22 protein-coding genes and 1 tRNA gene are annotated in these 20,768 nt (G+C 73.5%); 15 read left to right on the top strand and 8 right to left on the bottom strand.

Going from position 1 to position 20,768, the window contains the following annotated elements; all coding sequences use genetic code 11:
• Window positions 1–67 precede the first annotated feature (67 nt).
• The 3 genes from ACODR5_RS07830 to ACODR5_RS07820 all read right to left on the bottom strand — a co-directional run bounded on the left by ACODR5_RS07830 (window position 68) and on the right by ACODR5_RS07820 (window position 2,735).
• The gene (locus ACODR5_RS07830) at window positions 68–1,087 is read right to left on the bottom strand and encodes a hypothetical protein (protein WP_488983250.1); all 1,020 of its coding nucleotides are present in this window, start codon (window positions 1,085–1,087) and stop codon (window positions 68–70) included.
• 21 nt (window positions 1,088–1,108) lie between these two features.
• Window positions 1,109–1,801: a phosphocholine cytidylyltransferase family protein gene (locus ACODR5_RS07825; protein WP_460816546.1), complete on the bottom strand. Its 693-nt coding sequence runs from the start codon at window positions 1,799–1,801 to the stop codon at window positions 1,109–1,111.
• A 79-nt stretch (window positions 1,802–1,880) separates the two neighbouring features.
• Window positions 1,881–2,735 carry a hypothetical protein gene (locus tag ACODR5_RS07820; protein WP_488983249.1) on the bottom strand — a complete coding sequence of 285 codons (855 nt, stop codon included), beginning with the start codon at window positions 2,733–2,735 and terminating at the stop codon, window positions 1,881–1,883.
• Between ACODR5_RS07820 and ACODR5_RS07815 the strand changes: the two genes are divergently transcribed.
• Genes ACODR5_RS07815 through ACODR5_RS07805 form a run of 3 tightly spaced genes read left to right on the top strand, consistent with a single transcriptional unit; the run spans window position 2,692 to window position 5,755 of the window.
• Window positions 2,692–3,921 carry an ATP-binding cassette domain-containing protein gene (locus tag ACODR5_RS07815; protein WP_488983248.1) on the top strand — a complete coding sequence of 410 codons (1,230 nt, stop codon included), beginning with the start codon at window positions 2,692–2,694 and terminating at the stop codon, window positions 3,919–3,921. The genes ACODR5_RS07820 and ACODR5_RS07815 overlap by 44 nt on opposite strands.
• Window positions 3,897–5,465 (top strand): hypothetical protein, encoded by a 1,569-nt coding sequence (locus ACODR5_RS07810; protein WP_488983247.1) that lies wholly within the window; start codon window positions 3,897–3,899, stop codon window positions 5,463–5,465. Before ACODR5_RS07815 ends, ACODR5_RS07810 begins: the two co-directional genes overlap by 25 nt.
• Window positions 5,466–5,488: 23 nt before the next feature.
• Complete coding sequence (locus ACODR5_RS07805; protein WP_449854508.1) at window positions 5,489–5,755, top strand: DUF3039 domain-containing protein; 267 nt, start codon at window positions 5,489–5,491, stop codon at window positions 5,753–5,755.
• Window positions 5,756–5,792: 37 nt separating this feature from the next.
• Here ACODR5_RS07805 and ACODR5_RS07800 read toward each other — a convergent pair whose 3' ends face one another.
• Entirely contained in the window at window positions 5,793–7,121 is a 1,329-nt protein-coding gene (locus tag ACODR5_RS07800) for a nicotinate phosphoribosyltransferase (RefSeq protein WP_488983246.1), read from the bottom strand.
• 51 nt (window positions 7,122–7,172) lie between these two features.
• Between ACODR5_RS07800 and murI the strand changes: the two genes are divergently transcribed.
• From murI to rdgB, 3 genes are read left to right on the top strand one after another with little or no spacing between them, the layout of a single operon-like run.
• Window positions 7,173–7,997, top strand: a complete 825-nt coding sequence (gene murI / locus ACODR5_RS07795) for a glutamate racemase (protein WP_449854506.1) — start codon at window positions 7,173–7,175, stop codon at window positions 7,995–7,997.
• A 6-nt stretch (window positions 7,998–8,003) separates the two neighbouring features.
• On the top strand, window positions 8,004–8,747 hold the full coding sequence (gene rph / locus ACODR5_RS07790) for a ribonuclease PH (protein ID WP_488983245.1): 744 nt from the start codon (window positions 8,004–8,006) through the stop codon (window positions 8,745–8,747).
• The gene (rdgB, locus tag ACODR5_RS07785) at window positions 8,744–9,337 is read left to right on the top strand and encodes an RdgB/HAM1 family non-canonical purine NTP pyrophosphatase (RefSeq protein ID WP_460816535.1); all 594 of its coding nucleotides are present in this window, start codon (window positions 8,744–8,746) and stop codon (window positions 9,335–9,337) included. The genes rph and rdgB overlap by 4 nt, the downstream gene beginning before the upstream one ends.
• Before the next feature lie 6 nt (window positions 9,338–9,343).
• On the opposite strand, the gene ACODR5_RS07780 is transcribed toward rdgB, so the two are convergent.
• On the bottom strand, window positions 9,344–11,773 hold the full coding sequence (locus ACODR5_RS07780) for an ATP-dependent DNA ligase (protein WP_488983244.1): 2,430 nt from the start codon (window positions 11,771–11,773) through the stop codon (window positions 9,344–9,346).
• Between the two features lie 65 nt (window positions 11,774–11,838).
• Here ACODR5_RS07780 and ku point away from each other — a divergent pair, with 65 nt between their 5' ends.
• On the top strand, window positions 11,839–12,639 hold the full coding sequence (gene ku / locus ACODR5_RS07775; RefSeq protein WP_460816531.1) for a non-homologous end joining protein Ku: 801 nt from the start codon (window positions 11,839–11,841) through the stop codon (window positions 12,637–12,639).
• Here the strand turns inward: ku and ACODR5_RS07770 are convergent, their stop codons facing one another.
• Window positions 12,640–13,335: a DedA family protein gene (locus ACODR5_RS07770; protein ID WP_488983243.1), complete on the bottom strand. Its 696-nt coding sequence runs from the start codon at window positions 13,333–13,335 to the stop codon at window positions 12,640–12,642.
• A gap of 53 nt (window positions 13,336–13,388) precedes the next feature.
• Window positions 13,389–13,470: transfer RNA gene (locus tag ACODR5_RS07765), tRNA-Leu, on the bottom strand.
• 151 nt (window positions 13,471–13,621) lie between these two features.
• Here ACODR5_RS07765 and ACODR5_RS07760 point away from each other — a divergent pair.
• From ACODR5_RS07760 to ACODR5_RS07730, 7 genes are read left to right on the top strand one after another with little or no spacing between them, the layout of a single operon-like run.
• Window positions 13,622–14,791: a TadA family conjugal transfer-associated ATPase gene (locus tag ACODR5_RS07760; RefSeq protein WP_488983261.1), complete on the top strand. Its 1,170-nt coding sequence runs from the start codon at window positions 13,622–13,624 to the stop codon at window positions 14,789–14,791.
• Complete coding sequence (locus ACODR5_RS07755) at window positions 14,788–15,645, top strand: type II secretion system F family protein (protein ID WP_488983242.1); 858 nt, start codon at window positions 14,788–14,790, stop codon at window positions 15,643–15,645. The genes ACODR5_RS07760 and ACODR5_RS07755 overlap by 4 nt, the downstream gene beginning before the upstream one ends.
• Window positions 15,642–16,583 (top strand): type II secretion system F family protein, encoded by a 942-nt coding sequence (locus tag ACODR5_RS07750; RefSeq protein WP_488983241.1) that lies wholly within the window; start codon window positions 15,642–15,644, stop codon window positions 16,581–16,583. Before ACODR5_RS07755 ends, ACODR5_RS07750 begins: the two co-directional genes overlap by 4 nt.
• Window positions 16,584–16,630: 47 nt before the next feature.
• Window positions 16,631–16,849: a hypothetical protein gene (locus ACODR5_RS07745; protein WP_460816524.1), complete on the top strand. Its 219-nt coding sequence runs from the start codon at window positions 16,631–16,633 to the stop codon at window positions 16,847–16,849.
• Window positions 16,846–17,244: a TadE/TadG family type IV pilus assembly protein gene (locus tag ACODR5_RS07740; RefSeq protein WP_449854498.1), complete on the top strand. Its 399-nt coding sequence runs from the start codon at window positions 16,846–16,848 to the stop codon at window positions 17,242–17,244. Before ACODR5_RS07745 ends, ACODR5_RS07740 begins: the two co-directional genes overlap by 4 nt.
• Complete coding sequence (locus tag ACODR5_RS07735) at window positions 17,219–17,713, top strand: TadE family protein (protein ID WP_460816522.1); 495 nt, start codon at window positions 17,219–17,221, stop codon at window positions 17,711–17,713. The genes ACODR5_RS07740 and ACODR5_RS07735 overlap by 26 nt, the downstream gene beginning before the upstream one ends.
• Window positions 17,710–18,156: a pilus assembly protein TadG-related protein gene (locus tag ACODR5_RS07730; RefSeq protein ID WP_488983240.1), complete on the top strand. Its 447-nt coding sequence runs from the start codon at window positions 17,710–17,712 to the stop codon at window positions 18,154–18,156. The genes ACODR5_RS07735 and ACODR5_RS07730 overlap by 4 nt, the downstream gene beginning before the upstream one ends.
• A 30-nt stretch (window positions 18,157–18,186) precedes the next feature.
• On the opposite strand, the gene ACODR5_RS07725 is transcribed toward ACODR5_RS07730, so the two are convergent.
• Window positions 18,187–19,407, bottom strand: coding sequence for an MFS transporter (locus ACODR5_RS07725; protein WP_488983260.1), 1,221 nt, complete (start codon window positions 19,405–19,407; stop codon window positions 18,187–18,189).
• A gap of 147 nt (window positions 19,408–19,554) precedes the next feature.
• On the opposite strand from ACODR5_RS07725, the gene prfB reads away from it, so the two are divergent.
• Window positions 19,555–20,664: a peptide chain release factor 2 gene (gene prfB, locus ACODR5_RS07720; RefSeq protein WP_449854495.1), complete on the top strand. Its 1,110-nt coding sequence runs from the start codon at window positions 19,555–19,557 to the stop codon at window positions 20,662–20,664.
• Window positions 20,665–20,768 lie beyond the last annotated feature (104 nt).

Below are 20,768 nucleotides of genomic sequence, written 5' to 3'. Positions count from 1 at the left end.
CAGGTCCTCCGACGCGCGGGACGCCCACGAGGGGCTCAGCGGCCGAGCTGTGGACGAGGCGCGCCGCTCAGCGTGCTGTGGAGGAAGCGCCGGGATCGCCGCCCGCGGGGCCTGCGTCGTCGGCGGCATCCGCCGCCGCCGCGCCCGCCTCGTCGCGCGGGCCTCGGCCGCCCGGCACGATGCGGCGCGCGACGCCGCCGGCACCGCGGCCGAGGGCGACGAGCCCGCGCCCCGCCACCGCGACACCGCGCGAGGCGGTGCCCGCGGCGCCGGCCACGGCCGATCCGATGCGGCCGACCGCGCCGCCCACGCGGTGCTCGATCCGCTCGGCGCCCTCACGCGGCTCGAGGGCGTCGGGCAGGGTGGCGGGTGCGGGGCCGAACGCGCGGCGCGAGGCCGCCACGACCCGGCGGCCCAGCACGTGGTTGCCCGCGCCGCCCACGGCCGCGCCGACGCCGAAGGGCAGCGCCTTGCCGATGAACGAGCCCGCGCCCACGCGCGCGAAGTGCCGCAGGAACGCCGTCTTCAGGCGGTCGGCGACCTGCCGCGTGACGGTCTTGGGCAGCGACTTCGTGATGAGGTCTCCCCAGTAGGCGCCCCGCCCGATGCCCTTGCCCGAGGCCTGCGCCGCCAGCTGGCGCAGCAGGTCGACGCCCTCCTTGCCCATCATCAGCGTCATCACGAGCGCGCGGGCGCGGTCGCGATCCTCCACGGCGATGCCGTGCACCTCGGCGAGCGATTGCGCGAACAGCGTGGTGGCCTCGAGGAACCCGGCCGTCTCGGCTCCCGACAGCGCGAGCGTGATGCCCGTTCCCACGCCGGGGACGACGGCCGTGGCGCCGACGGCGGCGCCCCCGGTCGTCACGGCCGCGAGATACCGGCGCTCCAGCACGCGCACGATCTGCTCGGGCGTGGCGTCGGGGTGGCGCAGGCGGATGGATCGCAGGTGCGCGAGCACCACCGGGCGGTGGATGGACATGACCCGGTCGAGCGCGCGGACGTGCGCCGGAAGATCGGCCGCGGGCGTCTCACCCTGCCACGGAGCGTCGTCCGGCAGGGAGTGGATCTTCGCGACCTTGTCGGGCACGGGGAGATCCTACGTCGTCGATCAGACGAACTGGTTGGCTCGCGCCAGGTCCTCGGCGAAGTCGACCTCGACGGCGTAGAAGTCCGAGATGTCCATGGGGAGCACCCGGATGCCCTCCTCGGCGATGGCGAGCTCGATGCCGCGCTCGAAGTAGTCCTGGTCGTCGACGCGCTGCAGGTGGCGGATGAGCGAGCGCTTGTCGGCGCGCGAGATGTAGTTGATGCCCACGGCCTCGCCGATGCCGCCGACGACGGTCTTCGAGAGCTCGTCGATGTGGCCCGTGGCGGAGACGGTGTACTTGACCTCCTCGTCGCTCACCTTCGCGGTGTTCACCGCGACGAACGACGTGTCGGCCTCGATGAGGGCGGCGGCGCGGCCGAGCACGCGCGGATCGAAGACGACATCGCCGTTCATCCAGAGCACGCCGCTCTTGCCGGTGGCCTGCAGCGCGCGCAGCAGGCTCTTCGAGGTGTTGGTCTGGTCGTAGCGCTCGTTGTAGACGTAGTTGGCCTGCGGGAAGCGCTCGACGATGTCCTCGGCGCGGTAGCCGACGACGGTGGTGATGCGGGCGTCGTCGCCGAAGGCGGCGCGGATGTTCTCGTGCTGCTGCTGCATGATGGAACGACCGTCGCTCAGCTCGGTCAGCGACTTGGGCAGCGCACGGCCGAGGCGCGTGCCCATGCCGGCGGCCAGGATGACGGTCTGAATGCTCATATCCTCATGCTCTCATTCGGCGTTCACGACGTATTCATGATGAGTTCACCGTGACGAATGAACCAGATGGTAGCGAGAATCACTGGGAAGGGGCACAATAGCGCGCCGTCCGCGACCGGATCGTTGCGCGATCGCCCATTCCGCACAGCGGGCGCGCCCGCCGCGCGCATTCAGGCGGTGCTGGGTACGTTGAGAGGGTGACGCCCTCCCCACGCGACGAATCAGCAGCGACGCCGGACGGTGGACCGCCCCAGGAGGCGCCGGCCGCCGAGGAGACCGCGCCGAGCGCGGCCCGCAAGCGACCTGCGGCGCCGCGGAAGCGGCCCGCCGCGTCATCGTCCGCGCGCGCGTCGTCGTCCGCGCGCGCATCCGGCGCGACCGAGGCGGGCGAGTCGCCGTCCGAGACGGCGGACGCCGCCGCGAAGAAGCCGGCCGCGCGGAAGACCGGCACCACCGCCCGCAAGACCGGCGCACGCTCGTCCACGTCCGCCTCCCGAACCGCATCCGCCCGCACGGGATCGACGGCCGCCTCGAAGGCGCGCACCCCGGCGAAGGGTCGCGCCGCATCGACGGCGGAGCCGACGGAGGACGCGGGCGCCGCGAAGGACGCGGGGGGCGCGAAGGACGCATCGGCACCGGGCTCCGGCACGGCGGCGCGGAAGCCGCGCGCCCCGAGGGCCGCGGGGTCCGCCGCCTCCCGCACGAAGGCCGCGGGGCGCGGGAGCACCTCCGCGCGCGCCGGCAGCACGGCCGCGCGGAAGACCGCGGGAGCTGCCAAGGGCACGGACTCCGCGAAGCCCGCCGGTGCGGCGAAGCCCCGTACGGCGAAGCCCGCCGGCGCCGCGAAGCCCGCCGAGGCGCCGAAGCCCGCCGCGGCGGAGAGCGAGCCGATGGCGAGGAAGTCGGCTGCCCGCGACGCGGAGTACAAGGACATCGCCACGCAGCCCGTGCCCACGGCGGGGCCGCAGGTGCGAGCCGTCGTGGCGAGCATCGACGAGGCGCCCGCGATCTTCAAGCGCGCCGCGCCGGCGGCCGATGTGCCCCCGGCCGCGCCGGCCGACGCCGAGCCCGCCACGGCGACGACGCCCGAACCCGAACCCACGGCTGAGCCGAGGCCCGAACCCACGGCCGAGCCGGCGCCAGAGGCGCAGCCCGTGCCGACATCCGAGTCGGAGGCCGCCGAGTCGGAGCCGGCCGAGGCCGCGCCCGCCGAGGCGACGCCGGTCGAGCCCGAGCCTCGGGCGGAGGAGCGCGCCCCCGAGCCGGCCACGCCGCCGCTGCCGCCGATCCCGGCCGCCGTCGCCGCCGCGACGTCGGCGCCCGTCGAGACGGGCGGCCCCGCCGACGCGCCGACGTCGCCCGCCGACGCGCTGCGCGTGCGAGGGCTCGTGAAGGCGTACGGCGGATCCGATGCCGTCTACGGCGTCGACATGACCGTGCCGGCCGGATCGTTCTACGGGATCGTCGGGCCGAACGGCGCGGGCAAGACGACCACGCTGTCGATGATCTCCGGGCTGCTCAAGCCGGACGAGGGCAGCATCGAGGTGTTCGGCGTCGACATGGTGCGTCGTCCGCGCCAGGCGAAGGCGCTGATCGGCGTGCTGCCCGACCGTGTGCGCACGTTCGACCGGCTCACCGGGCGCCAGCTGCTGTACTACTTCGGCGTGCTGCGGGGCCTCAAGCCGTCGGTCGTCGCCAAGCGCACCGCCGACCTCGCGCGCGCCTTCGACTTCGCCGACGCGCTGGGCCGCGTCGTGGCCGACTACTCGGCGGGCATGACGAAGAAGGTGATGCTGGCGGGCGCCATGATCCACTCGCCGCGCATGCTCGTGCTCGACGAGCCGTTCGAGGCGGTGGACCCCGTCTCGTCGGCCAGCATCCTCGAGATCCTCTCGGCGTACGTGGAGCACGGCGGCACGGTGGTGCTGTCGAGCCACGGCATGGACCTCGTCGAGAGCGTCTGCAGCCGCGTGGCCGTGGTGGTGTCGGGCAACGTGCTGGCGGAGGGAACCGTCGACGAGGTCAAGGGCGAGATCTCGCTGGAGCAGCGCTTCGTGGAGCTCTCGGCCGGTGGCGCGAGCATGGAGGGGCTCGAATGGCTGCACGCGTCCTCCGACTGAGACTCGCCCTGCTCCTCGGGGGCCTGCGCGCCCCGGGCGCCGTCGCCTCGCGGATCGCGGGCGTCCTCGTGCTGCTCGCCGCCGTCGTGCTCGCGTGCGCCGGCATCCTGAGCCTCGCCGAGGACGGCCCCGCCGTGGCGGACGCCGTGCTCACCCTCGCCGGCACGGGTGTGCTCGTGGGCTTCGCGCTGGCGCCCGTCATGAGCGCCGCGGACGACCCGCTCGATCCGCGTCGCTTCGCCGTGCTCGGTCTCGACGCGCGGCAGCTGACGGGCCCCCTCGCGCTCGCGTCGCTCGTGAGCCTGCCGACTCTCGCGCTCCTGGCCGTCGAGGTCTGCACCGCGATCACCTGGACGCGCCTCGGGGTGCCGGCCGTCGTCGCGATCCTCGCGGCGCTCGTGCACGCGGCGACGTGCATCGTGCTCGCGCGGCTGAGCATGGCGTTCGGCGCCCTCGTGCTGCGCGGCCGCCGCACGCGCGAGCTGTCGAGCCTGTTCGTGCTCGGCATCATCGTGGTCGTGCTGCCCGTCGCCGTCTTCTTCGCGTCGCTGGAGTGGCGCGGGCGCGTGCCCAGCCAGCTGCAGGCCGTGGTCGAGGTGCTGGCCCTCACGCCGGTGGGCGCCGCCTCCGGCCTGCCGGGGGCCGTGGCGCTCGGGCAGGTGCCGACGGCGGGGCTGGCCGCGGGCGTGGCGCTGCTGACCCTCGCGGCCGCGGCCGCGGTGTGGGTGTGGTCGGTGCACCGCATGCTCGTCACCGTCGATCCGCCGCTCGACGACCGCGAGCGCGGCGGCCTCGGCTGGTTCGCCGTCATGCCGGCGACGCCGGGCGGCGCGATCGCGGCGCGCAGCATCATGTACTGGTTCGGTGACAGCCGCCACCTCGTCAACCTCGGGATCATCCCCGTCGTCGGGCTGCTGCCGATCGTGCCGCTGCTGGTGGCGGGCGTGCCGGCGAACTACGCGGCCCTCATCCCCGTGCCGATCATGGCGCTGTTCCTGGGGTGGGTCTCGCACAACGACGTCGCCTACGACTCCTCGGCCATCTGGATGCACATCACGGCGGGCGTCAGCGGGCTCGCCGATCGCGTCGGACGCCTCGTTCCCGTGCTCATGGCCGGCATCGCGCTGCTGGCCGTCGCCATCCCGCTCGCCACGGCGTTCTACGGGCGGTGGGCGCTGCTGCCGGCGCTCGCGGGTGTCGCCGCGAGCCTCTTCCTGACGGGCCTGGGGCTGTCGAGCGTCTCGTCGGTGCTTGCGCCCTACCCCGTGCCGCGCCCGGGCGACAGCCCGTTCCGCCAGCCGCAGCGGACCGGCTCGAGCGGCGTCGTCGCGCAGGCGCTCGTGATGCTCGGTGCGCTCGTGCTCTCGGCGCCGACGCTGTGGCTCGCGTGGCGCGCGCTGACCGACGACATCGCGCTCGCCGCCGACGCGCAGTGGGCGGGCGTGGGCACGGGCGTCGGCGTGCTCGTGCTCGGCGTCGCCGCGGGCTCGCTGCTGTGGAGCCGGCGCTCGTACCAGATCATGGAGTTCGCCGCGACGACCTGACGCCCGGCAACTAGAATCGGGGTATGAGCACACCTCTGGACAGCCCCGGGCAGGGTGGCACCGGGCTCCTCGACCGCGAGCTCGAGCGACTCCTCGAGGAGGAGCACGTCGAGCCCGGCGACCACGAGCGCTTCTCGCACTACGTCAAGAAGGACAAGATCCTCGAGTCGGCGATCACCGGCAAGCCCGTGCGTGCGCTGTGCGGCAAGAAGTGGACGCCGGGCCGCGACCCGGAGAAGTTCCCCGTCTGCCCGCAGTGCAAGGAGATCTACGAGTCGCTGAACAGCTGACCGCGAGCCGCTCCGCCCTCGGGCGGGGCCATCCGGATCACGCGCCCGCGTCGACGAAGACGGTGGGGATGGCGGGGTCCGACTTGCTCAGCGCGAGCGCGCGGATCGGCATCTCCTCGCGCACCCGCAGGTGGTGGGCGCGGGCGGCCTCGACGCCGGCCGGGCCCTCGTGCGCCGCGTCGATCTCGCCGTCGACGACGAGCGGCACCTGCAGCGGGCGCGCGTCGGGGTAGTCGGCGGGCGTGGGCGCCTGCTCGAAGCCGTCGGCGATCTCCACGCGCTCCTCGAACGCGACGCCGCGTTCCAGGCGCCGGAAAGCGGTCTTCAGTCCGCCCTGCGATCCCTTGTCCTGCGCCTTCTTCGCCACGGCGACCCAGCCGCCGTCGGTGCCCTGGCGCGCCACGAGCTTGTAGACCATGCCCGCCGTCGGGTATCCGGATCCCGTCACCACCGACGTCCCCACGCCGTACGCGTCGACCGGGGAGGCCGCGAGTGCCGCGATCGCGTACTCGTCGAGGTCGCTCGTGACCGTGATGCGGGTCTCGGTGGCGCCGAGCCGGTCGAGCTGCGCGCGGACCTCGGCGGCGACGATCGGCAGGTCGCCGGAGTCGATGCGCACCCCGCCGAGCCCGGTGCCGGCGATGCGGACGGCCGTCTCGACGCCCTTCTCGATGTCGTAGGTGTCGACGAGCAGGGCGGTGCCCGATCCGAGCGCCGCGATCTGCGCGCGGAAGGCGTCCTCCTCGCTGTCGTGCAGCAGCGTCCACGAGTGCGCGGCGGTGCCCATGGTGGGGATGCCCCAGCGGCGGCCCGCCTCGAGGTTGCTCGTGGCGCGGAATCCGGCGATGTAGGCCGCCCGCGCGGCGGCGACGGCCGACTCCTCAGCCGCGCGCCTGGCGCCCATCTCGGCGAGCGGGCGCTCGCCGGCCGCGATGCTCATGCGGGCGGCCGCGGTGGCGACGGCGGAGTCGTGGTTGAGCACGCTGAGCGCGAGGGTCTCGAGGATCACCGCGTCGGCGAATGTGCCCTCCACCGTGAGGATGGGCGATCCGGGGAAGTACAGCTCGCCCTCGCGGTAGCCGGTGATCGATCCCGTGAACCGGTAGCTCTCGAGGTACGCGAGCGTCTCGGCGCTGACGACCCTCTCGTCCCGCAGGTAGCGCAGCTCGTCGTCACCGAAGCGGAAGTCGCGCAGCAGGCCGAGCAGGCGGCCCGTGCCGGCGACGACGCCGAAGCGGCGGCCGCCGGAGAGGCGCCGGGCGAACAGCTCGAACATGCAACGGCGCGAGGCGGTGCCGTCGCGCAGGGCCGCATCGATCATCGTGAGCTCGTAGCGGTCGGTCAGCAGGGCCGTGGAGGCGCTCATAGGGTCACTCTATCGGCGGGCGGGCGCCCGGCCTCGCGTACGCTGGATGCGATGGATGACGCGCCGATCGGGATCTTCGACTCCGGGGTGGGCGGTCTCACGGTCGCCAGGGCGATCGGCGACCAGCTGCCGCGCGAGTCGCTGCTCTACATCGGCGACACGCTGCACTCGCCCTACGGGCCCAAGCCGATCGCCGACGTGCGCCGCTATTCGCTCGAGGTGCTCGACACGCTCGTCGAGCAGGGCGTCAAGATGCTCGTCATCGCCTGCAACACGGCGTCGGCGGCGATGCTGCGCGACGCCCGAGAGCGCTACGACGTGCCCGTGATCGAGGTGATCGGACCGGCCGTGCGCACCGCGATCGCGACGAGCCGCAGCGGCCGGATCGGCGTGATCGGCACGGAGGGCACGATCGGATCGGGCGCGTACCAGGACATGCTCGGCATCGCGCCGGGCGTGGAGGTGTTCACCGCGGCCTGCCCGCGCTTCGTCGAGTTCGTCGAGGCCGGCGTCACCGACAGCCCCGAGCTGCTCGCCGTGGCCGAGGAGTACCTCCGGCCGCTGCGCGAGGCGCGCGTGGACACGCTCGTGCTCGGCTGCACCCACTACCCGTTCCTCGAGGGCGCCATCAGCTACGTGATGGGCCCCGAGGTCTCGCTCGTCTCCAGCGACAGCGAGACGGCGAAGGACGTCTACCGCGAGCTCGTCGGCCGCGATCTGCTCGCGGGGCCCGAGGCCCGCCCGCACCACGTGTACGAGGCGACCGGCGCCGACACCGAGACGTTCACGACGCTCGCCAACCGCCTGCTGGGCCGCGAGGTGCGCGACGTGCGCCTCGTGCGCACCGGCGCCATCGACCTGCCCCCGATCCGTTAGGAAGACATGACCGACTCACCGCGCGTGGACGGCCGCGCCCTCGACCAGCTCCGCCCCGTGACCATCGAGCGCGGCTGGAGCACGCAGGCCGAGGGGTCGGCGCTCATCTCCTTCGGGCAGACGAAGGTGCTCGTGACCGCCTCGTTCACGAACGGCGTGCCGCGCTGGCTCACCGGCAAGGGCCGCGGCTGGGTCACGGCCGAGTACGCCATGCTGCCGCGCGCCACGAACGACCGCAGCGACCGTGAGAGCGTGAAGGGCCGCATCGGCGGCCGCACGCACGAGATCTCGCGCCTGATCGGCCGCGCCCTGCGCGCCGTCGTCGACACGAAGGCGCTGGGCGAGAACACGATCGTGATCGACTGCGACGTGCTGCAGGCCGACGGCGGCACGCGCACGGCCTCGATCACGGGCGCGTACGTCGCCCTCGTCGACGCGATCGAGTGGGGCCGCGAGAAGGGCTTCATCGGCAAGAAGGCCACGCCGCTGCGCGACTCGGTCGCGGCCATCTCGGTGGGGATCGTCGGCGGCCGGCCGATGCTCGACCTGCCGTACGTCGAGGACTCGCGCGCCGAGACCGACATGAACATCGTCATGACGGGCACGGGGAAGTTCATCGAGGTGCAGGGCACGGCCGAGGGCGCGCCCTTCGACAAGGCGGAGCTCGACGCGCTGCTCGAGCTCGGCGCGAAGGGCTGCGCCGACCTCACCGCGATCCAGAAGGCGGTGCTGGCGGAGGAGCGCCCGTGAGCCGCGTCGTCCTCGCCACGCACAACGCGCACAAGGTCGCGGAGTTCCAGTCGATCGTCGCGACGATCCGCCCCGACCTCGAGGTCGTCGCCTACGACGGGCCCGAGCCCGTGGAGGACGGCACGTCGTTCGCCGAGAACGCCCTCATCAAGGCCCGCACCGCCTCGGCGCACACCGGCCTGCCGGCGCTGGCCGACGACTCGGGCATCTGCGTGCACGTGCTCGGCGGATCGCCCGGCGTGTTCAGCGCGTACTGGGCCGGCCACGCGAAGGACGACCGCGCCAACCTCGCGCTGCTGCTCGACCAGCTCGCCGACATCCGCGATCCGCACCGCACCGCTCACTACAACTCCACGATCGCGCTCGTCACGCCGAACGGGATCGAGCACACGGTCGAGGGGATCTGGCCCGGTCGCCTCGCGGAGGCGCCGCGCGGCGAGGGCGGCTTCGGCTACGACCCGATCTTCATCCCGGACGGACAGGACGGCGAGGAGCGCTCGGTGGGCGAGTGGACGGCGGACGAGAAGAACGCCGTCTCGCACCGCGCCCGCGCCTTCCGCGAGCTCGGCCCCCTCCTCGCCGCCCTGTAGGGCCCGTCACTCCACGACGACGTCCCCCGGCGTGAGGTCGGGCCGCAGCCCCCGCCAGCGGGGGTGGCGCAGGCTGCCGCCGGGCGTCCACTCCGAGAACTCCACCTCGGCCACGTGCGCGGGCTCCACCCACCGCGCCGCGCGCGCCTGCGGACCCGGCACCTCGGCGAAGGGGCTCTCGTCGGCCGGCCGCAGCAGCTCCTGCAGCCCGCGCAGCTCGCGGTCGCCGAAGCCCGTGCCGACCTTGCCCACATAGCGCAGCCGGTCGCCGTCGGGAATGCCCAGCAGCAGCGATCCGATCGTCCCCTCCCGGTTGCCCTGCCCGGGGTTGATGCCGCCGATCACGACCGACTGCGTGCGGGTGAGCTTGAGCTTGAGCCACTCCTCGCTGCGCACGCCGCGGCGGTAGGGGGAGCACGGGTCCTTCACGACGACGCCCTCCAGGTCGAGTCGCCTTGCGGTCTCCAGCGCCGCGTCGAGGTCATCGGCCACCGGCGGCAGGTCGATCGCCGCGCCCGCGTCGCCCGCGATGCGCTCGAGCGCCTCGCGACGCTCGGCGAGGGGCCGGCCCGCGAGGTCGCGGCCGTCCACCTCGAGCGCGTCGAAGAGGTACAGCCGCACGGGCACGCGCGGCGCGATCCGCTGGATGTCCATGGCACGGGTGAGGTGCATGCGCTCCTGCAGGCGCGCGAAGCTCGGGCGCCCCGCGGCGTCGAGTGCCACGATCTCGCCGTCGAGCACCGCCTCGTCCGCCTCGATGTGCGCCGCCCCCGGGTTGGACAGCTCGGGGTAGCGCAGCGTGATGTCGGTGCCCGACCGCGCCCGCAGCCGCAGCACGCCGCCCGACCAGTGCGCCACCGCGCGCACGCCGTCCCACTTGAACTCGATCCACGGCTCGCCGCGCCGGATCAGGTCGCGCGCGGCGGCGGTCGTGCCCGAGACGGCGAGCATGGGCGTGAAGCGGTCGTCGGGCGGCGGATCGGCCGGCTCGTCGAGCGGCGGATCGGTCCACGGCTCGGCCGCGACGCCGTCGGGCTGGGGTGCGCCCTGCGCGTCGGTCTTGGTGCGGTGCATGAGCCACGTGGACTTCTCGCCCTCGCCGTCGGTGCGGATGAGGGCGACGCGCACGGGGCCGCCGAGCGGGCCGCCCTCGCGACCCGTGAGCGTGACGATGATCTCGTCGTCGCGCCACTTGTGGGTCTCGTAGGTGCCGGCATCCCAGATCGTCATGATGCCCGCGCCGTACTGGCCCTTCGGGATCACGCCGTGGAAGTCGAGGTACTCGATCGGGTGGTTCTCGGTCTGCACCGCGAGGTTGTTCTTCGACGTCGTGGCCGGGATGCCCTTGGGCACGGCCCAGTTCACGAGCACGCCGTCGTGCTCCAGGCGCACGTCCCAGTGAAGGCGGGTGGCGTGGTGCTCCTGGATGACGAAGCGGTTGCCGCCACCGGGCTCGTCCGGGTGCGGCGAGCCCGGCACGGGCTCGGGCGTGTGCTCGGCGCGGCGCTTGGCGATGTACGAGGCGAGCGGCCCCCCGTCGCGCGGCGCGAGCGCGGCGAGGGGATCGCCGATCCGCTCCGCGCGCTCGAGCACCTCGTCGAGCAGCAGGTGACGCAGGTCGGGGTCGTCCAGCTCCTCCCACGTGCGCGGCGCGGCCACCCAGGGCCGCTCCCGGCCGCGCAGCGAGTAGGGCGCGATCGTCGTCTTCTTGCCGTTGTTCTGGCTCCAGTCGACGAACACCTTGCCGGGGCGGGCCGCCTTGCTCATGGTGCTGACGACGAGATCCGGATGATCCGCCTCCAGCGCCCGTGCGAGCTCGCGGGCCACGGCCGAGATCGCGTCGCTGGACTGCTCGCCGGGCAGGGCGGCGTAGAGGTGGATGCCCTTGCTGCCGCTCGTGACGGGGAGGGGATCGAGCCCCATGCCCGACAGGATCGCCCGCGCGTGGCGGGCGACCTCGGCGCACTCGGCCAGCCCCACGCCGGGGCCGGGGTCGAGGTCGAGCACGAGCCGGTCGGGGTGCCGGCGCTCGCCGCGGTCGTCGAACCGCCACTGCGGCACGTGCAGCTCGAGGCTCGCGACCTGCGCGAGGTAGACGAGCGCGGCGGTCTCCTCGACGAGGGGATACTCCTTGGCGCCGCTGGAGTGCGCGATCGCCTGGCGCGGCATCCAGTCGGGCGCGCCCGCCTCGAGGTCCTTCGCGAAGAACGACGGCAGCGGATCGTCCGCCGTGCCGACGCCGTCCACCCAGCGCTTGCGGGTGACGGGGCGCCCGGCGACGTGCGGCAGCAGCAGCGGCGCGATGCGCGAGTAGTAGCCGATGACGTCGCCCTTGGTCGTGCCCGTCTCGGGATAGATGATCTTGCCGAGGTTGGTCAGCCGCACGCGGCGCGAGCCCACGCGCACCGTCTGCGCCGCACCGTCGCTCGCCGCCATGCGACCAGCGTACGGGCGGGTGTCAAGGTCTGGTGCGCCCGCGGCGCGGGGTGTTCACTGGGGTCATGCGATCCATCTGGAAGGGCGCGCTCACCTTCGGGCTCGTCAATGTGCCGGTCAAGGTATATGCCGCGACCGAGGATCACGACGTGCCCCTGCACCAGGTGCACAACAAGGACGGCGGGCGCATCCGCTACCAGCGCAAGTGCGAGGTGTGCGGCGAGGTGGTGGCCTACGCCGACATCGACCGGGCGTACGACGACGGCGACCGCACGGTGGTACTCACGGACGAGGACCTCAAGTCGCTGCCCTCGGAGCGCAGCCGCGAGATCGACGTGGTCGAGTTCGTGCCGACCGAGCAGGTCGATCCGATCACCTTCGACAAGGCGTACTTCCTCGAGCCCGACTCGAAGTCGCCCAAGGCGTACGTGCTGCTGCGCGAGACGCTGCAGCGCACCGACCGCACGGCGATCGTGCGGTTCTCGCTGCGGCAGAAGACGCGGCTGGCGGCGCTGCGGGTGCGCGGCGACGTGCTGATGGTGCAGACGCTGCTGTGGGCCGACGAGGTGCGCGACGTGTCGTTCCCCTCGCTCGAGGACGCGCCCAAGGTGAGCAAGAAGGAGCTGGACATGTCGGCCAGCCTCGTCGAGAGCTACTCGGGCGACTTCGATCCGGACGAGTTCGTCGACGAGTACCAGAAGGAGCTGCGCACGCTCATCGACGCCAAGCTCGAGAAGGGCGACGCGATCGACACGGAGGCGACGTTCGGCGAGACGGCCGAGGAGGAGGGCGGCGAGGTCATCGACCTCATGGAGGCGCTGCGCGCGAGCGTGGAGAAGTCGCGCCAGAAGCGCGAGGCCGGCTGATCAGCCGGTGAGCAGCTCGGGCTCGGGCCCGGTCTCGGCCAGCGCGGCCTCGCGCTTGGCGGTGCGGCGCTCCTTGAGGTAGTGCCACAGCACGAACAGGCCCGTGCCGGCGACGGCGGCGAGCAGGATGAGGTCGATGTAGTCGGTGACGAAGTCGCGCACCCACGGGATGTAGGCGATCACGTAGCCGAGCAGCGTGAGGCCCACGCCCCAGATGACGGCGCCGATGAAGTTGTACAGCGTGTACAGCCGCCACGGCATGTGTCCGATGCCGGCGGCGACGGGCGCGAACGTGCGCACGATCGGCACGAAGCGCGCCACGATGATCGTGAGCCCGCCGAAGCGCTGGAAGAATGCGTTGGTACGCGCCACGTTCTTGCGGCTGAACAGGCCGGAGTCGCGCCGCTCGAACAGCGCCGGACCGCCCTTGTGTCCGATGACGTACCCGACCTCGCCGCCGACGAACGCGGCCAGGCCGATGAGCAGAGACACGACCCAGATGTTCGCGCCGAACACCTGATTCGTGTGCGTGAGCAGGCCCGAGATGATGAGCAGGGTGTCGCCGGGCAGGATGAACCCGAACAGCAGGCCCGTCTCGGCGAACACGATGAGGCACACGACGAGCAGCGCCCACGGTCCCGCCGCGGCGATGATGGTCTCGGGGTCGAGCCAGGGGATGAGTGCTGTCGGGTGCAAGGCGTTCCTGTCCGAAGGAATCTCGACGGCGGGGCGACTGCCCCGACCGCCCGTGCGGAAGGTGGGACTTGAACCCACACGCCCGAAGGCACAGGAACCTAAATCCTGCGTGTCTACCGGTTTCACCACTCCCGCGTGCCGTCCGCCCAGTCTACTGAGCGGCGGCGACATCTCTCCGGGGCTTCTCCCGAGGATCCGGGGTCCTTCCCGCCGTTGTGGATAACTTCCGACGCCGCTGGCCGGTCCTTGCGAGGATGCCGGCGTGGAAGCCGTGCACGTCGAGCTGATGGATCGCGTGCGGCGGCGGCTGCGCGAGGAGGGGATCGATCCGTCGCGCGACGCCGTCGCCGCCGAGCGGGCCGTGCGCGCCGAGGTGCGGCGGCACAGCGACCTCGCGATCGCGCGGGGCCTTCCGGCCGTCGACGATGAGGCGGCCGCGACACGCGCGGTGCTGGCGTCGATGAGCGGGTGGGGGCCGCTGGATCCGTACCTGCGGGATCCGCGGGTGGAGGAGCTCTGGATCAATGCCCCGGACCGGATCTTCATCGCCAGGGCAGGGATCGCGGAGCGCGTGCCGCTGCGCCTCACGGATGGACAGGTGCGCGATCTCGTCGAGCGGATGCTGCATGCGGCTGGGCGCCGCGTGGACCTGAGCCAGCCGCTCGTCGACGCGTCGCTGCCCGACGGGTCGCGGCTGCACGTCGTGATTCCCGACGTGACGCGGCGGCACTGGGCCGTGAACATCCGGCGCTTCCTGGGCGGGCACCGCACGCTCGACGACCTCGCGGCGCTCGGGTCGATCGACGGGCGCGGCGCCGCGCTGCTGCGGCAGGCCATGCGGGAGGGGCGCAGCGTGCTCGTCTCGGGCGCCACGCACACGGGCAAGACGACGCTGCTCGCGGCCCTGCTGGGTGAGGCCGCCCGCGGGCAGCGGATCGTGACGGTGGAGGAGACGTTCGAGCTCGGCGTGGAAGCCGCCGACCTCGTAGCGCTGCAGGGGCGGCAGCCGAGCCTGGAGGGCACGGGCGAGATCACGCTGCGGCGGCTCGTGAAGGAGGCGCTGCGCATGCGCCCCGACCGCCTCGTGATCGGCGAGGTGCGCGACGCCGAGGCGCTCGACCTCGTGCTCGCGCTGAACACGGGCGTGCCGTGCGCCGCGACGATCCACGCGAACTCGGCCGCCGATGCCCTCGCGAAGCTGGCGATGCTGCCGCTGCTCGCGGGGCGCAACATCGACCGCGACTTCCTGCTGCCCGCCATCGCCGGCGGCGTCGACCTCGTCGTGCACTGCGAGCGGCTGCCCGACGGATCGCGGCGGATCGGTGAGATCGCGCGGGTGACGGGAGAGGTCCAGGACGGGACGATCGCCACCGAGCCGGTCTACCGAGCGCGGCGCGTGCCCGAGCGCGTCCGCGAGCCGGCATGGCCCGCGGCGGAGACGGCGGTGGCGCGATGATCGTGCTGCTCGGGCTCGTGCTGGCCGCCGGCATCCTGCTCGTCGTCTCGCCGTGGCTGTGGCCCGCGGGCGAGCGCGCCGAGCGGGTGCCGACGGAGGGGATGGCGACGCGCCTGCTGGAGGCCGGCGGCTTCGCCCACGTGCCGCCGCGCGTGCTCGTCGCCGGGTGCGCGTGTGCGGGGCTTCTCGCCGGGGCCGTGGCCTGGCTCGTGACGGGCGTGCCCGCGCTGGCGGTGGCCGCGCTCGCCGCGGGGGCGTTCGCACCCGTGGCGTGGCTGCGCTCCCGCCGCCTGCGGCTCGCGCGCGAGCGCCGCGGACTGTGGCCCGATGTGTGCGACCTGCTCATCGCGTCGGTGCGCGCCGGCATGTCGCTCCCGGACGCCGTCGCGGCGCTGGCCGACTCCGCGCCGGCACCGCTGCGCGGCGCGTTCGCCGCGTTCGGCCGCGACATGGCGGCGTCGGGTCACTTCGACTCCAGCGCCGACCGGCTCAAACATGCGCTCGCGGATCCGCTGGCCGACCGGATCGTCGAGACGCTGCGGATGGCGCGCCAGGTGGGCGGCACCGAGCTCGTGCCGGTGCTGCGCGCGCTGTCTGCCTCGGTGCGGGCCGAGGCGGCGCTGCGCGGCGAGGTGGAGTCGCGGCAGTCGTGGACGCGGGGCGCGGCCGTGCTCGGGGTCGTGGCGCCGTGGGTCATCGTCGCGCTGCTGGCGATGCGGCCCGAGGGGGCCACGGCGTACTCGAGCCCCGAGGGCGTGGCGCTCATCCTCGCCGGTGCGATCGTGTCGGCGGTGGCGTACCGGCTCATGCTGCGGATCGGGCGCCTTCCCGAGCCGAGGAGGTGGTTCGCGTGACCGTGCTGACGGACGCGGCCCTCGCCCTGCTCCTCGGCGGGGCCTTCGGCGCCGGGGTGTGGACGCTGCTCGCGCTCGTGCCGCGGTGGGGCGCGGTGCCGCTCGCGCGGCGCATCGCCCCGTACATCCGCGACGTGACCGATCCCGGCGGCACGTCGCTGCACGACGGTGCCGTCGATCCCGGCGCCGCGCTCGCCGGGGGAGCGGCGGCGGTGTGGGACCGAGTGCGGACCGCGGTCGCCCGCGCGCTGGGCGGCGGCGAGAGCGTCGCGCGGCGGCTCGTGCGTGCGGGCCTCTCACCGGACGTCACCGCCTTCCGAGGCCGGCAGCTCGCGTGGGCGCTGGGCGGGGCGGCCGGCGGCGGGTTGCTCGCGGTCGCGCTCGCCCTGGCCGGGCGGTTCTCGGCCGCCGCGGCCCTGCTGCCGCTCCTCGCGGGCGTCGCGGGCGGCGTGGGCTGCGACGCGCTGCTCACCGCCAGGGCCAGGGCGCGGGGCGCCCGCATCGCGGAGGAGCTGCCGACGGTGCTGGAGTTCCTCGCCCTGTGCCTGGCGGCCGGTGAGGGGATCCTCGACAGCGTGCGGCGCGTCTCGTCGGTCGGCGCCGGGGAGCTCACGGCCGAGCTGCGCCGGGTCGTCGTCGAGGCGGGAACCGGATCGAGCCTGGCCGACGCGCTCACGGCGGCGGCGCGGCGCATGGACGTGCCCGCCGTGAGCCGGGCGATCGACCACCTCGTGGCCGCGATCGACCGCGGGGCGCCGCTGGCGCAGACGCTGGAGGCGCAGGCGGTGGACGCACGCGAGGAGGCCAAGCGCCAGCTCATCGAGCAGGCGGGGCGGCGCGAGATCGGCATGCTCGTGCCGCTCGTGTTCGGGCTTCTGCCTCTGTCGGTCATCTTCGCCGTTTTCCCCGGGATCGTCATGCTGCGGATCGGACTGTGAGACCCGCCACGCGCGGGGAGAGGAGAGACGTCATGTGGGAGGACCGGATGGATTGGAAGGTCTGGAAGGAGCGGATCCGGACCGGGGCGAGCGACATCATCGCGCCGCCGGGGCGATCGCTCGCCGAGGACGAGACGGGGGACGTGCCCGGCTGGGTGCTCGTCACGCTGATGACCGCCGGATTGGTCGTCGCGATCTGGGCCCTCGCGGGTCCGGCCCTGTCGGGGCTGTTCGAGCAGGCGATCTCGCGCGTCTCCGGGCTGTGAACGGCGCGCGCGAGCTGACCGGCGACGAGCGGGGGTCCGCCGTCGTCGAGTTCGTGCTCGTCGGCGCGCTGCTCACGATGCTCACCCTCGGCGTGCTGCAGCTGGGCTTCGCCATCTACGTGCGCAACGTCGTGCATGACGCCGCCGTGGAGGGCGCCTACCACGCGGCACTCGCCGACGTGCCTGAGGCCGAGGGCGCCGCCCGCGCCGGCGAGCTGATCGCCCGGGCCGTGGGGGACGCGTACGGCCACGAGGCGAGAGTGACGACCGCGGTGGTCGGAGGCACGGAATCGGCCGTCGTCACGGTGCGCGCCACGCTGCCGCTGGCGGGTCTGCTCGGCCTGCCGCGCGCCCTGGAGGTGAGCGCGCATGCGCCGCTCGAGTCGCTGGACTGAGGCGGACGCCAGTTCTGGCGCTGGCGGCGGGCTGGCGGGCGACGAGCGCGGATCGGCGGCGCTCGAGTTCATCACGGTCGGCCTGCTCATGCTCGTGCCGCTGGTCTACCTCGTCGTGGCGGCGGGCGCGGTGCAGAACCACGCGCTCGGCGCGGAGGCCGCGGCGCGCTTCACGGCCAGGGCCATCGCGCAGTCCGAGGGGGACGGTGCCGCGGCGGGCGCCGCGGACGCCACGCTCGCGGCGATCTCGGCGGAGTACGGCATGGACCGCGGACGCACGGACGTGCGGATCGAGTGCGTGCCCGCCGGCGACGGCTGCCCGGCGGCCGGATCCACGGTGCTCGTCACCGTCCGATCCGAGGTGTCGCTGCCGCTCGTCCCGCCGATCCTCGGTCTCGATCGCATCGCGACGGTGCCGGTCGAGGCCACCTCCGGGCAGAAGGTCTCGCGGTTCTGGAGCGCCGGATGATCCGCGCTCTGACCCCACTCCTCCGCGGCCGCCGCCTCGCGAGGGACGAGGAGGGCAGCACCCTCCTGCTCACGCTCGGCTACGCCCTGCTCGGGCTCGCCGTGATCGTCGTGTGCGTCGACGCGACCGCGCTGTACCTGGCGCAGAAGCGCCTCGACGCCCTCGCCGATGCGGCGGCGCTCGCGGGCGCCGACGGCTTCGCGATCGTCGCGGCCGAGGGCGAGCCGGAGGCGGTGCTGACGGGTGAGGACGTGCGCGAGCAGGCCGCGGCCGTCATCGAGCTGACCGGCGGGGGAGCGACGCTCGTCTCGGCCGGCACGCCCGACGGCCTCTCGGCGCGCGTCACCGTCGCCGACACGTGGCATCCGCCGCTGACCTCCCCGTTCGTCCCCGGCGGGGTGCCGCTCGAGGCGACGGCGACGAGCCGCACGGCGCTGAACTGATCGGCGCTCAACTGAGGCCGATGGCGCGGATCAGCGATCCGGGGCGTACCGCGGCAGCCAGCGCAGGAACGCGAGCGCGCCGAGCAGGCCGATGAGCCCGACCGCTCCCGTCGCGACCGAGAGCGAGAACGCCGCCGTGAGGCCCGAGAACACCAGGGGAGTGGCGGCGCCGCCCGCGTCGGTGAGCGTGCGCCACGAGCCGAGGAACGACGCCGGCTCCTCCTTGGGTGCCACGTCGGCGCCGACGGTGAGCAGGATGCCGCTCGAGAGCCCGTTGCCCACGCCGATCACGATGGCGAACACGCCGAACCACAGCGTGGCGTGCGACGCGTCGTGCGTGAAGGCGAGCGCCACGAGCGCGCCGCCCATGAGCAGCGTCGACGGCACGGCCGCCCAGATGCGGCCGAGGCGGTCCATCACCTGGCCGCTCACGTAGAACAGCGCGAAGTCCAGGGCGCCGGCCACGCCCACGACGAGCGCGATCGTCGACGAGTCGAGCCCGAGCGAGACGCCCCACAGCGGCAGCACCGTCTGGCGCGCGCCGCGCACGGCCGCGAGCGACGCCGCCGCCGCGCCGAGCCGCGAGAGCACCGCCCGGTTCTGCCACATGGTGCGGAACACGCCCGCGCGCTCTGACGTGGGGATCGATCCCGTCACGGGCTCGCCCGTGTCCTCCGCCATGCCGGCGTCGGCCCGCGGGGGAGCGGGCCGCGTCAGACGCGCCTCGGGATCGGGCCCGAGGCCCACGAGCAGGGCCACGCCGACGAGCACGACGCCGAAGAACCAGATGCTGGCGCGCTCCGATCCGAACACCGCCAGCAGCGCCGCGGCCACGAACGGCCCCGTGAACGCGCCGAGTCGGAAGGATCCGCCGAGCAGCGACAGCGAGCGCGCGCGGTACGCGTACGGCACGCGGGTGGTCATGAACGTGTGCCGGGCCACGGCGAACGCGGCGGCGAAGAAGCCGACGACCAGCGCCGCGAGTGCCAGCAGCGGCACCGAGTCGGCGAAGAGCATGACGGCCGCCCCGCCGATCGAGCCGATCGCCGCCGCCGTCATCGTGAGCCGCTCGCCGATCCGATCCACGAGCCAGCCGGCCGGGATGTTGCCGCACAGCTGACCCACCACGAGCGCCGCGGGGACGAGCGCCGCCAGCGCGAGGGACGCGCCGGCCTCCGCGGCGATGACGGGGAGCAGCGGCACGATGGCGCCCTGGCCGACCGAGTACAGGGCGGTGGGGCCGTAGATCATCGGCGCGAACCGCAGCAGGGTGCGCCGGACGCTCTCGCCGTCGTCGAAGGCGGAGGAGGTCACCCGCTCCACGTTACTCCCGCCCCGGCGCGCGGCCGCACGCGCGCCGCCGGGCTCACAGCGGCCGCGCGATAGGCTGGTGAGGACATGATTGAGCTCGATCTCTCCGCCGACATCCAGGCGCTGCGCACCACGTTCGCGAACATCCGAGAGGTGGTCGACGTCGACGCGCTGCGCGCGGACGTGGATCGCCTCGAGCAGGAGGCCGCCGATCCGGAACTCTGGAACGACCAGGCCAACGCGCAGAAGGTGACGAGCGCCCTCAGTCACGCCAAGGCGCAGCTGTCGAAGGTCTCGAAGTTCGAGAGCCGCCTCGACGACCTCGAGGTGATGGTCGAGCTCGCCAACGAGATGGAGGACGACGACGCCGCCCAGGAGGCGCGCGCCGAGCTCGCCGCGCTCGAGAAGGCCATCGGCGACCTCGAGGTGCAGACCCTGCTCGACGGCGAGTACGACGACCGCGCGGCTGTCGTGACCATCCGCTCCGGCGCCGGCGGCGACGACGCCACCGACTTCGCCGAGATGCTCATGCGCATGTACCTGCGCTGGGCCGAGCGCCGCGGCTACCCCGTGAAGGTCATGGACACCTCCTACGCGGAGGGCGCGGGCATCAAGTCGACCACCTTCGAGGTCGACGCCCCCTACGCCTACGGCACGCTCTCCGTCGAGGCCGGCACCCACCGTCTCGCCCGTATCAGCCCGTTCGGATCCGCCGACAAGCGCCAGACGTCGTTCGCCGCCGTCGAGGTCATCCCCGTCATGGAGGAGGCCAAGGAGGTCGACATCCCCGAGGGCGACATCCGCGTCGACGTGTTCCGCTCGTCCGGACCCGGCGGCCAGTCGGTCAACACGACCGACTCCGCCGTGCGCATCACGCACCTTCCCACCGGGATCGTCGTGTCGATGCAGAACGAGAAGTCGCAGATCCAGAACCGCGCCGCCGCCATGCGCGTGCTGCAGACCCGCCTGCTGCTGCTGCAGAAGGAGGAGGAGGCCGCGAAGAAGAAGGAGCTGGCCGGCACGATCACGGCGAGCTGGGGCGACCAGATGCGCTCGTACTTCCTCTACGGCCAGCAGCTCGTGAAGGACCTGCGCACCGGCTACGAGGTGGGCAACCCCGCCAGCGTCTTCGATGGCGACCTCGACGGCCTCATCAACGCCGGCATCCGCTGGCGCAAGCGCAAGATCGAGGATTGAGCTCTCTTTTTTGAGACTGCGCCGCTCGGGCACCCGCTTCGCGGGTACCCTCGCGTGCTCGCGCTCTCGCGTCCCGCGAGAGCGAGGCGGCGCTTCGCGCCGCG

This window comes from Microbacterium sp. FG3, from assembly GCF_057809335.1.
The sequence above is the reverse complement of the archived record's forward strand: the minus strand, read 5'-3'. Positions and strand labels throughout refer to the sequence as shown.